The 11,948-nt window shown below is 36.3% G+C and carries 7 protein-coding genes and 1 tRNA gene; 3 read left to right on the forward strand and 5 right to left on the reverse strand.

The annotated features are described in order from the left end of the window. Nucleotides 1-921: 921 nt before the first annotated feature. Nucleotides 922-1,986, forward strand: coding sequence for a PDDEXK nuclease domain-containing protein (locus B154_RS0119405; protein WP_018615988.1), 1,065 nt, complete (start codon nt 922-924; stop codon nt 1,984-1,986). Between the two features lie 177 nt (nt 1,987-2,163). Here the strand turns inward: B154_RS0119405 and B154_RS0119410 are convergent. Both B154_RS0119410 and asnS read right to left on the reverse strand, forming a co-directional pair. Further along, nucleotides 2,164-2,236: transfer RNA gene (locus B154_RS0119410), tRNA-Phe, on the reverse strand. A gap of 112 nt (nt 2,237-2,348) precedes the next feature. Continuing rightward, nucleotides 2,349-3,785, reverse strand: coding sequence for an asparagine--tRNA ligase (gene asnS, locus B154_RS0119415; protein ID WP_018615989.1), 1,437 nt, complete (start codon nt 3,783-3,785; stop codon nt 2,349-2,351). Nucleotides 3,786-4,739: 954 nt separating this feature from the next. Between asnS and rho the strand changes: the two genes are divergently transcribed. Continuing rightward, complete coding sequence (gene rho / locus B154_RS0119425; protein ID WP_018615991.1) at nt 4,740-6,392, forward strand: transcription termination factor Rho; 1,653 nt, start codon at nt 4,740-4,742, stop codon at nt 6,390-6,392. A 310-nt stretch (nt 6,393-6,702) separates the two neighbouring features. Here rho and B154_RS29160 read toward each other — a convergent pair whose 3' ends face one another. Beyond that, the gene (locus B154_RS29160) at nt 6,703-9,216 is read right to left on the reverse strand and encodes a reprolysin-like metallopeptidase (RefSeq protein WP_018615992.1); all 2,514 of its coding nucleotides are present in this window, start codon (nt 9,214-9,216) and stop codon (nt 6,703-6,705) included. Nucleotides 9,217-9,500: 284 nt separating this feature from the next. Here B154_RS29160 and B154_RS0119435 point away from each other — a divergent pair, with 284 nt between their 5' ends. Then, the gene (locus B154_RS0119435; RefSeq protein WP_018615993.1) at nt 9,501-9,821 is read left to right on the forward strand and encodes a hypothetical protein; all 321 of its coding nucleotides are present in this window, start codon (nt 9,501-9,503) and stop codon (nt 9,819-9,821) included. A gap of 87 nt (nt 9,822-9,908) precedes the next feature. Here the strand turns inward: B154_RS0119435 and B154_RS0119440 are convergent, their stop codons facing one another. Continuing rightward, a complete protein-coding gene (locus B154_RS0119440; RefSeq protein WP_018615994.1) occupies nt 9,909-10,340 on the reverse strand; it encodes an IPExxxVDY family protein in 432 nt (143 codons plus the stop codon). Nucleotides 10,341-10,531: 191 nt separating this feature from the next. Then, the gene (locus tag B154_RS0119445) at nt 10,532-11,905 is read right to left on the reverse strand and encodes a zinc-binding metallopeptidase family protein (protein WP_018615995.1); all 1,374 of its coding nucleotides are present in this window, start codon (nt 11,903-11,905) and stop codon (nt 10,532-10,534) included. Between the last annotated feature and the right edge of the window lie 43 nt (nt 11,906-11,948).

Raw genomic sequence — 11,948 nt, forward strand, 5'->3', positions numbered from 1 at the left:
GCTATGAAGTACAACTGGCATCATAAGTACAAGGCCGATTCTTATTGGTGAAACAATCCCGTCGGTGAAATTGGTTTTGCCTGCTTATAAGCACTTAACATTGTACAGCTATAGTACGGGGAAGAAAATTTTTAATCTTTAGCAGGCGCACTTATGATGCTTTATTAGTCAAACTCCAACCCTTACCCTTTCGCTTAACATCAATCCATTACTAAGGTGGCCTGGTGAAGAAAAAGTATTTGCATAACGTATTAAGAATTTTCGGAAGAAAAGAAAAAAATCCAGACAAGTTTATTCTATGACTAGAATCCTAGTTTCCCCAAGTACTCTATCTAATTTGTTTGCTTCTTGTGGCGAAAAATAGGGGCTCATGCACGCCTACAATTTTGATGCAGTGATAAAAACCTCTATAACTGCTTGTTCTTTAATTGTTTATTGTAGCATCAAAGCCGCATCAGCTTTTAAAAATCCGCATCAACGCTGTTTTACTGATGCGCTCTTGATGCGAGTTTTGATGCGCATATCTTTTTGATTAAGAAGAAGTTATACTAACGGCATCAAAATCATCAAGATTATTGAGGTCAAAAACCTTTTTTTTCACTGATAGTATAAACCTCCCTTTGATCGTAAATTCATAAATGCTTCCATCCGTTCCGAAACGGTATTGCAGATACATAAGAGAATTTGCCGTTGCCCTTAGGTGGTATATGTTTGGACTACACTTCTTATTGCTCGGTTTTTTTTCCGTCAACCCTTTCTGAATCAACAATAGGCTTCTAATAAGATTTCAATTACTTCTCTACCTAATAGTGATAATTGATATTTAACTTGCTTACATTCACTAATAAAGATATGCTACGCAGTGCGTAGTGAATTGGTGGTGCCTGGAACCTATAATAATAATAAAATCACTTCTAGGAAATGGAGATTGAACAAAAGTTTGTCGCTGAGATAAGAAACTTACTGACTGCTGGGAGGCAAAAGGCGTATAACGCTATCAACTTTATAATGGTTGAGACTTATTGGAGTGTTGGAAAACGGATAGTTGAAGAAGAGCAAAGGGGGAAGGAAAAAGCAGATTACGGATCCTTTCTTATAAAAGAACTTTCAAAACAATTGTCCGGTGAAATCGGGAAAGGGTTTTCTCAGGCTAATCTTCGCAATTTCAGGCAATTCTACCAAACGTTTCCTAGCGAGGAGATTCGCTACCCAGTGCGTAGCGAATCTCAAGAAAACATAAAAGTTGCACTCCCTTCTGGGTTAAGAAAAGAGTTAACATGGACTCACTACAGGTTACTAATGAGGGTAGAAAATGTTAATGGCCGACAATACTATTTAAATGAAGCTGCAAACCAGAACTGGAGCACCCGTGTTCTTGAACGAAATATCAATACTTTCTATTACGAACGTTTACTTTCGTCCCAGAGCAAACAAGAAGTGCTAAAAAAATCTGGCGAATTAGAGAAACAATCACCGGCAGATTTCATTAAAGACCCTTACATCTTTGAATTTCTAAATATCCCCCAACCATATGATGTAAGTGAACAACACATTGAAACTGCTTTAATTAATAACCTTCAGCAATTTTTATTGGAGCTCGGCAAGGGCTTTTCTTTTATAGGCAGGCAATTTCGTATTAGTACCGAGACCTCTCATTTCTTTATTGATCTTGTTTTTTATAATTACATCCTTAAATGCTTCGTACTGTTTGACCTAAAAACAGGTAAGCTTACTCACCAGGACACAGGACAGATGGACATGTACATTAGAATGTTTGACGACCTCAAGCGAACGGAAGGAGATAACCCGACCATTGGCATCATCCTGTGCACTGAAAAAGAGGAAACGGTAGTTAAATATTCTATTCTTAACGGAAATGAACAGCTTTTTGCAACCAAGTATCGGTTATATCTTCCTACCGAGCAAGAACTGGTAGCGGAAATTGAAAGGGAGAAACTATTAATCGCAGAACAGTTACAAAAATAAACAATCAAGCACGACTGTCGTAAATGCTCTGCATTATGCTTGAAGAACTTTTACAATTCATTTACAGGTTTGGACAGCCAAAAAACAGAATCTGCAAAAAACCGTACAACAGGCCGTACAACAAATAAAAAAAGCTCTGATAACCCATTGGCTATCAAAGCTTTAATAATAACAAAGTGGTGTGGGGCGGGATCGAACCGCCGACACAAGGATTTTCAGTCCTTTGCTCTACCGACTGAGCTACCGCACCAGCATTTTCCTTTCGGGTTGCAAATATAGGATGATAATTAAAAAGGAAAAATTTTAATTAAGAAAATACTAAAAAGAACGAATTTTAATACTTTCCTTTTTTCCTGTCTAAATTAAAATTCACAATTTTTCGGGGTTCTGGCAAATGCGATCACATCTCTTATGTTTGTCATACCCGTAACAAATTGTACTAATCGCTCAAAACCTAATCCAAAACCTGCATGAGGTACTGTACCAAACCGACGGGTGTCTAAATACCAACTCATTTCTTCTATTGGTATTTGCATTTCTCTCATTCTCTCCTCCAACTTTTCGAGCCTTTCTTCTCTTTGCGAACCACCTACTATTTCTCCAATTCCCGGCGCAAGAATATCCATTGCAGCGACAGTCTTGCCATCTTCGTTTTGACGCATGTAGAAGGCTTTAATTTCTTTAGGATATCCAGTAACTATTACCGGCTTTTTAAAGTGTTTTTCTACCAGGTATCTTTCATGCTCACTTTGTAAATCAATCCCCCATTTCACATCATACTTAAATTTCTTCTTTTTGTATGCCGGGCTTTCAAGAAGAATATCGATCGCTTGTGTATAGGTGATCCTTTCAAAATTATTATTTAAAACAAATTCCAGCTTTTCTATCAGCCCAAACTCGCTTCGCTCGTTTTGCGGCTTCTGTTTTTCCTCTTCTGCAAGTCGTGAATTTAAAAACTCTACGTCTTCGCGGTTATTTTCTATCGCATATTGTATAAGATATTTCATAAACTCCTCGGCCAGGTTCATGTTATCTTCTATATCGCAAAAGGCCATTTCAGGTTCTATCATCCAAAACTCGGCAAGATGTCGAGTTGTGTTAGAATTTTCTGCCCTAAAGGTGGGTCCAAAAGTATAAATTTCACTAAATGCCATTGCTCCAAGCTCACCTTCCAACTGACCGCTTACAGTAAGATTAGTGCTCTTTCCAAAAAAGTCTTCTTTAAAATCAATGCTGCCGTCTTCAGTTGTAGGAGGATTTCCAAGTGGCAAAGTAGTTACACGAAACATTTCTCCTGCGCCCTCTGCATCTGATGACGTAATGATAGGGGTGTGCAAGTAAACAAAACCCTTGTCATTAAAAAATTTATGAACTGCGAAAGCGAGCGAGTGCCTGATGCGAAATACAGAACCAAATGTATTTGTGCGAAAACGCAAATGTGCTATTTCTCTTAAAAATTCAAGACTGTGTTTTTTTGGCTGTAGCGGATATTTATCTGCATCACTATCTCCCAAAACTTCTATAGATGAAGCCTTTACTTCTATAGTTTGTCCTTTACCTAATGACGGAACTACCTTCCCGGTTATTTTTAAAGAAGATCCTGTGGTTATCCTTTTTATAGTTGTTTCGTCTAATAAACCAAGCTCTGCCACTACTTGAAGATTATTATTTGTACTGCCATCGTTCAAAGCTATAAACTGGTTATTACGAAATGTTCGAACCCAACCCATTACTGTTACTTCATTGCCTGTTTCAACTGATTCCAACAGATGTTTTATCTTTACCCGTTTATTAAACATAGTCTGATTTTATAAGACGGCAAAGATAAGGGGTTGTAGTTTTGCAGCTTGGTTTACCACTTTTGATATTTTTACCATTTAAAAAATTGTCTTTTGCATAATAAAAAAAATTTGTAACTTACAGAACTTATTTGTTGCAAAAACTTCAGTACTGTTAATAACAAAATAAGCTTACTTTTTCAAAACAACGGGTCTTACAATTTTAGGTTATAGTTCGGCAGTATTTAATTTCTAAACTCCAAATGCCTAATTTATAGTAACACAATTATTCTTCTTAAATCTTTAGCAATTGCTATTTATCTTCAAAGAAATGAATGTATGGTTTTAATGGAAGTTAAAGAAATATCCCTTCGTATGGCGCTCTTTTGATCAGAAAAAATATAATAAAAAGTTGGCCGTGTACAAAACAAACTATTGAAACAAACGTTCCTAATAAAATAAAATATTAAAACATAAAATAAAAAGAGACATTTTTAAGATTGGCACGAAGTTTTTGAGGTAAAAAGTAAGTGGTAGTGAGTAAATCTTTTGAAATTATAATAAGAGGATTTTAATAAAGAGGAAGTTCTTAAAATTGTAGGCTGATGAATTGAGAGTACTAAACTCAGCATAACACATCTCCTGTCATAATTATTTCGTGAAAACCAATCTATATCAAAAAAATAAAATCAGGTTGTATAATCGCCAAAAAATAGAAAAACTTACTGCAAACAATGCAAATTTTACTTTACCCATTGCTAATACCTTAAAAACTTCTTATAATATCATGAAAAATGTAAAATAATTTTAAAATTTATTGATTTTCAAAAATGTATCGTAAACTTGCATTGAAATTCAAAGCTGATCAGAAGCACCACTCTTTATATATCAGTTTTTAGGTTTTCCCAATTTCATTTTATTCAAATATTTTCCTTTTCACCTTGGATGGTTTGAGTTTAACTATCAAAATTATTTATGTACGACATAGCGCAATTGAATGACATGCTTGTTCCTGAACTTAAGGATATAGCAGATCAACTGAGTATTCCCCATGCTCAAAAAACAGATAAAAAAGACTTAATTTATAAAATATTAGACCGTCAGGCGGCAGTTGATGGGTCCGATAAATCGACTGTAGCGGAAAGGCCAAGGCGCAAACGCATTGCAAAAGCTACAGCCTCTGCACCTGTTGAGGAAACCCCCACAACAGCACCAGAAGTAAGTAAGCCTGAACCAGAAGAAACTCTTAAAAAAGAAAATTATAAAAATGCCGGACAAAAACGCGGACGGCGACCAAAAGAACCAAAAAACGAGGCACAACTAGAGTTTAACACATCTAATAACGTAGCTGAGGTAGCGGAAACTAAAGGTGACAGTGAAAACGTAAACGGAACTGATGCTTTAGAAGAAACACAGGCTGTAGATGACATACCAGTGGTACAGCAACAAGCGCCTACCAATAAATTTCACCAACAAAGCCAAAGAAGAGAGCAAGCTTTTAATATAGAATTTGACGGCGTAATACAAAGTGAAGGTGTGTTGGAAATGATGCCTGATGGTTATGGCTTCCTTCGCTCGTCTGATTACAATTACTTATCATCTCCCGACGATGTTTATGTTTCTCCTTCACAGATAAAGTTGTTTGGTTTAAAAACAGGTGATACGGTTTCCGGCTTTGTTCGTCCTCCAAAAGAAGGCGAAAAATATTTTGCTCTGTTAAAGGTTGAATTTATTAATGGCAAAGGACCAGAGGAGGTTCGTGACCGTGTACCATTTGATTATCTGACACCACTTTTTCCTTACGAAAAGCTTAATTTATTTACTACTTCAAACAATTTCAGTACGCGCATTATCGACCTCTTTACACCTATAGGAAAAGGTCAGCGTGGATTGATTGTGGCTCAACCAAAAGTTGGTAAAACTGTATTGCTTAAAGAAGTTGCCAATGCAATTGCAGCTAATCACCCTGAATGTTACTTAATGGTGGTGTTGATAGATGAACGCCCGGAGGAAGTAACCGACATGGAACGTAGTGTTAAAGCGGAAGTTATTGCCTCTACGTTTGATGAGCCGGCTGAAAAACATGTAAAGGTATCCTCAATTGCACTGCAAAAAGCGAAACGCCTTGTTGAGTGTGGGCACGATGTTGTAATCTTACTTGATAGTATTACACGTTTGGCAAGGGCACATAATACAGTTGCTCCATCAAGTGGTAAAGTATTAAGTGGTGGTGTAGAGGCAAATGCAATGCAAAAGCCAAAACAATTTTTTGGCGCAGCCAGAAAAATAGAACATGGCGGTTCATTAACCATTCTGGCAACAGCATTGATTGAAACAGGTTCGAAAATGGATGAAGTAATTTTTGAAGAGTTTAAAGGAACAGGAAACATGGAACTACAACTTGATCGCAGGTTGGCGAACAGACGTATTTTCCCTGCCATTGACCTTGTGTCATCTTCAACCCGTCGCGACGATTTGTTGCTTGATAAAGAAACACTTCAAAGAATGAACATTCTTCGTTTATACATGAACGATATGAACACTGAAGAGGCAATGAATGAATTGCTAAAGAGAATGCGTGGAACAAAAGACAACACTGAGTTTCTTGCAAGTATGAACGGAAGATAAGAGATCGGAGAAAATATATAAAAAAAGTCACTTTTTAAAAGTGGCTTTTTTTGTTTTACCTCTTTTGTCCTTAATGAAGCTTCTCTGTTTACTCTCAAATATTTAGAATTGATTTGGGTATGAATAGAACAGGTTTAATTCAGGTCATCCTAAAGCCCAGGATCATGAAAAGAAAAGGTTCTATTAGTAGAAGAGCCATTTTTGGTATGGAAAAAAAATCTTGCAAAAATTTAGAGTTTTTTCCATTGATTACATTAAAAAAGCCATCCCTTCTACTGGATGGCTTTTTTAATGTTGTTCTTGACACTTTTTATTGTACCATTATTTTATTAGTAGTAGTACCGGTATCTGAAGCGAGAGTTAAAAAATAAACTCCCCTATTCAATCCTTTCAAGGGAATTTGAATTTCTTCACCTATGTTGAGTGTCCCGAAACTTTTTAGAAAAACTTCCCTTCCTAAAGCATCAGTTAAACGCACTGTTACCTGCTTCAAATCGGCAAGTATACGAATGGAGCTTTTGTTTATGGCAGGGTTTGGATAGACAGTGTATTTCACCCCGGCTTTGTCGAGAGCTACACTTACAATTTTTGTATAAGTAAATCGACCGGCTTTATCTATCTGCTTTATCCGGTAGTAATTTACACCCTGGTATGGTTTGCTATCGTTAAACAGATATTTACTGAGGCTATCAGGATTATTTACTGCATTTATTTTACCAAGAGAAACGAAATCGGTACCATTTATACTTCTTTCTATTTCATAACTAAGACTATCAATTTCGCTTGTAGCCTGCCATTGAAGGTTTACAGTATTATTTATATCTTTTTTGCCTGTGAAAACAAAAGGTTCAATCTTAAAATTTTTATTGGAGATATCGAAAAAAATGTTATCAATAGCTTTTATTCTTATTCTTGCCGTAGTAGTTACATTATCGGGTACTACTATTTCTTCTGACCCATCATTTGGTGTACTTGCAAGCACAGTAACAGGGAATGTTTGACCACCATCGGTAGATAGTTCTATTGCAACGTTAGTACAATTCACCGGAGCAAGATTTGTGTTATTAACACTCCAGGTAATTATTTTGAAAGTACCACTATTCCATGTAGCGGCAGTATCTGGTTGCGTTACTTTAAAAGGTCCGGCTTTCCCGTTAACTGTTACCGATGTCTCTCCAAAACATACACCACCCCCTCCCGAATGATTATCACGAGCTGTCAAACGAAATTTTAGCGAACGGGAATAGGTAGGAAGAATCTCGCCTATGGTAGTAGTATTGTTCAAAATATCACTAAGTTTTGGAAAGTAACGTACAGGAGTGGTAACCGGCGGAAAGGAACGGAAAATAGGTGCATCACCTTTAGGAGCATTCCATTCGCCAAACGGACCTCCTACATTTATTTCTTCCCAGCTGTACAAAAGAGCGTCCTTGTCGGCGTCAGTGGCAGAGCCGGTAAGCACAAACGGAGTTGATCTTGGAATGGTATAACTGGCTCCGGCATTTACAACCGGAGGATTATTACCAGTAGCTGTTTTTACCGCGCAATCACTGCCATTGCCATTTGTAATATAATCAGTTATTTCATTAAAGCTGATTGCATGAAATTGGGGGTCACTGTTTGCCTGAAGATCGTTTGAAGCATCACAAATGCCCGCATAGCCCATAATCGTGCTTCCACTTCCGGGTTCAGCGTTCGAGGTGGAATTTCCATTACCGCTGCAATTGCCCGTAGTGGCGTTGAAAGTATGGTTAGCACCAAACTCATGGCCCATTTCGTGCGCGACATAATCGATATCAAACGGATCGCCTGAAGGAGGAGAATTTCCTGTTACACCACTTGCTTTCGATCCATTAATACATACTACTCCAACTTCTGCAAGTCCCCCACTTTGGGTGCTTAATGTATGGCCAATGTCATAGTTGTCTGCACCAATAATGTTATCAATATTAGACTGGCTTTCATTTATAAGAACATTTGCATCATCATTTCCTTTAAAAGGATCTTTGGTTGAATCTGTAAAGACTATTTTATCATTATTTGTAACCAGCACTAACCTGATATCTAGTTCACTTTCATATATTCCATTAACCCGGTTTATAGTAGTAACCATAGCAGCCAAAGTCTGGCTTATTGTTGCCGTTGCTCCTGCTACAGCATTTGCATATTCGCCGGTACATGCAACCGCAAGACGATAGGTTCTTAACGTTCCTCCAATACACTGGGCCCCCTGCGGTCGCGCTGCCGTTATTCCTTTGTTTAAAATCTCTTTGCTAACAATAGTTCCATTTTCAATAAAAGGGCTTTTTTGCCGAACATCCTTTTTAAAGTAAGAGATATAGTTCGTTAATGTTTCCTGAACATAAGGATCAATAAAGACTGAGCCCTTGATCTGCGAAAGTATCATAGCATGAAAACCTCGCTCTGACCAATCAAGTTTAATGGTGGCATAAGGGTCATCAATGCCTTGGCCGTTGTACGTTTTTATCTCAGGAAATTTTGCTGCTAATCCTGGCTCCATCATTGAAGTCTCTACCAGGCGAAACCTGTTAAAACTACCATCAGGCATAGGAACGGTAATAATTAAGTTACTTTTTTTTGCAGTTTCACTAAATTCCTTTGGTATTGTTTTTAAGAAAGAGCTGAGTTTTGATGTGTCTAAAACTAATGTCCGGTACTGTTGAGGAATAATTTTTCTCTGTTTGTTACCTAGAGGAATTTTTGTTTCTAAAATATCCTTCCAAAAGTTATTTTGAGCCGATGCAGAATAACAAGAAATAATTATCAGGAGGATTAACGCAGGCTTTTTACAAAAAATTTTCATAAGTTTATTCGTCACAACAGAATTGTGGATGGATTAATTTGAATGTAATATTACTAATAATTCAATAACCTGCTCAGCCAAAATATTTGTACTTTAACATTTCAAAAATCAATTACGCCTTGTATTAAATAAAGTTCATGATTGATCATATCTAAAGAAATTGTTTGTATTTATTACCAGAAAGCGTTTAAGTTTTATTGTAGCCATTATGCAAGTTTTAATTATCATCCGATTGATTCTAAACTCTCTGGCTTACCTTTAATTTTTAATTAAACTAAAATTAAATGAAGAAAATTTCTGTTATCTGCCTTTCGGGATTATTATTATTTACGGCATGCGAAAGTAATAGTAATTCATCTACTGTGGGAAAGTATGAAAACGATGAGGTTTCTCAATCCTCGGATAACAAAGAGGGCCATTCGCAAGAGCAGAGCTCTACTACTGAAACGGGAAATGCAAGTGCTGTGACTGTAGATACTGCCAAAAATATTACAGGTGTCACCAAAGACAGCGTTTCTCCTCATTCCAAAAAAGACTCAGGAACTGTAGCTGACAAAATAAATGTGAAAGTGCAGAAGACTAAAAAAATCGAGAAGAAGCCTTAAACTTATAGAAGGAAAGTATAAAGCAATAAAACGTCTTTGTACTTTCCTTATCAAATTCTCTTTAGGTATAAGAAAAGTTACTAAGGGTTAAAAGACTAGATGTTCTTTATTTTTAATTTTTTCGTTTGTTAACTCCGCTACCATTTGTACACAGCCGATGGATTTTATAACTGTAATTATACTTGAACACTTATTATCATCCACATAATCTCCTTTCATCAGCAATAAGAAATCCATATGTCTAAACTCTGGCAAGAGATATTCTCCATCACAATGGTTGTGAAATAAATAATATTTTAGAAAGCTATTTTCTTCGTGTTGATATACAGAAAAAAAATACTGCCGGTTTTTTTTTCGTAATTGCTTGTCAATCTCAGTATTTAGTCGAAAATTATAACCCAATAAATGATTAAGCTGCCAGCAAAACTGGTAATTCTTTACAGGGGCCATTATTCCAATAAGGCGTGTATCCGAAAAAAAATCATCAGCGATTGCATCATTGTCCAGTATCAGCTTCATTATGAGCAAAGTTAAAAATCCAGGTCAAATTATCCATTCTTTTGATTTTTTAATTCCGATGTATGGTTGAAATTAATAGATGGGTTCTTACCTCATAATAAAAATGTTTCAATCACTTATGAAATAACTAATCGGAGATAAGGCAGATGAAAAACAGTGCTCTACAACAATTTTAAAAAATCTGTAGCTGATCAACGGCCCATTTCAGTTATATTTTTTTCTGCAAGAGCGACTTTTCCTTTTCCATCTGTTGCTTCAACCAAATGATAGATAAACTTTGCAATCTGTAATTCTCCTTCATAGTTTATTGTACCATTGCCTACTAATGAATAGTTATCTTTTTGAGGAGAAACTGTAAAAAAGTTTAATACCGGAACGGCCATATGAATTGATGAGTCTAAAAGTTGATGACCCGTGCTGTCAAAAGTTACTTCTACATTTTTGTCAGCAAGAGGTTTTATCGCTTGTACCCAATCTGGCGTTGTACCATAACCTTCTATCAGTAGTTTTTTATCTTGATCATATCGGCCAACTTTTTGAAGATTAACAACATAATTAACGGGTAAAGTAATTGCAGAATTGTTTAACCATTTACAGGTTTGAGAAAGAGAATCTTCACTGGTATAAGCAATGAAAGTATAATTGCTGTTTTTTGCTTTTGATGCAGATAACATTCTTGCCAGCTCTATCAACATAGATGTACCACTTGCAATATCCGCGTATTCTTTCACTTTTTCGTTGTCTGCTAAGCTATCGCTTTCCTCATGATAAGTAGGTTTATAGGGTGTTGCGATTACTATATTTGTAGAAGCACCTTTGTCAATATAACCTACAACATTGCTCGCATTTTTAATTGATTCTTTAAATGCTACATTTAATTCTATATCTAACACCTGAGATTGGTCAGTTAAATATTTGCTGTATCCCTTTGGTGTAATATAAATAACCGGAATAGACAAAGGAGAAGTCTTATCCCTGCTGTTAAAACGAATGTTATCAGCGAGGTTGCTGCTATTATATAAGAATAAAGCGGTTGCGCCTTTTGAAGCGGCTCTTACTGCTTCTTTCTGTGCTGCCTTCAAAATATCAAAATCAGCGTTTTTGTCATTATCATCGAGCCAGTCTTTTATATCGGTAAACCAAGGTACTCCCTTTTCTTTTAACGCTATTGCCGGCATACCTGTGACCGATTTGGTAGCAGAAAATGGAAGTGGAAAATAGTCTCTTTTAACAGCAAGCAAAGTACCATTTAATTTTAAAGAAGTAACTGGTGCAATTTGCTTTCCTTCGTCTACTTTAAATTGTTGAATATATCCATTGGTTCCTTTTGGCTGAAGACCGATTGATTTAAATTGGTTGCTTATATACTCTACAGGAGCCTCACCTTCTTTTACAACAGCCTTTGAATTTTGGATATTATTTGCGAAAAAGTCAAAGTGATTTTTTAAATTATTGATAACCTTTTCGTCTGCTTTTCTCTGTGCTTCTAAGGCTTTTCTTTGTTTCCGTGTTTGAGAAAATAATAGTGTCGGTACAAGCGCAAATATGAGTAGCAGTCTTATCATAGAAAAATTTCGATTGCAAGTACAAAAGTGATGCCGCTAATAG

The organism is Segetibacter koreensis DSM 18137, assembly GCF_000374045.1.
In the GTDB taxonomy this organism is placed as follows: domain Bacteria; phylum Bacteroidota; class Bacteroidia; order Chitinophagales; family Chitinophagaceae; genus Segetibacter; species Segetibacter koreensis.

What these genes read in the sequence shown, in the direction of transcription:
- B154_RS0119440 (WP_018615994.1), bottom strand. Translation starts at nt 10,340, where the DNA reads ATGAAGCTGATACTGGACAATGATGCAATCGCTGATGATTTTTTTTCG.
- B154_RS0119405 (WP_018615988.1), top strand. Translation starts at nt 922, where the DNA reads ATGGAGATTGAACAAAAGTTTGTCGCTGAGATAAGAAACTTACTGACT.
- asnS (WP_018615989.1), bottom strand. Translation starts at nt 3,785, where the DNA reads ATGTTTAATAAACGGGTAAAGATAAAACATCTGTTGGAATCAGTTGAA.
- rho (WP_018615991.1), top strand. Translation starts at nt 4,740, where the DNA reads ATGTACGACATAGCGCAATTGAATGACATGCTTGTTCCTGAACTTAAG.
- B154_RS29160 (WP_018615992.1), bottom strand. Translation starts at nt 9,216, where the DNA reads ATGAAAATTTTTTGTAAAAAGCCTGCGTTAATCCTCCTGATAATTATT.
- B154_RS0119435 (WP_018615993.1), top strand. Translation starts at nt 9,501, where the DNA reads ATGAAGAAAATTTCTGTTATCTGCCTTTCGGGATTATTATTATTTACG.
- B154_RS0119445 (WP_018615995.1), bottom strand. Translation starts at nt 11,905, where the DNA reads ATGATAAGACTGCTACTCATATTTGCGCTTGTACCGACACTATTATTT.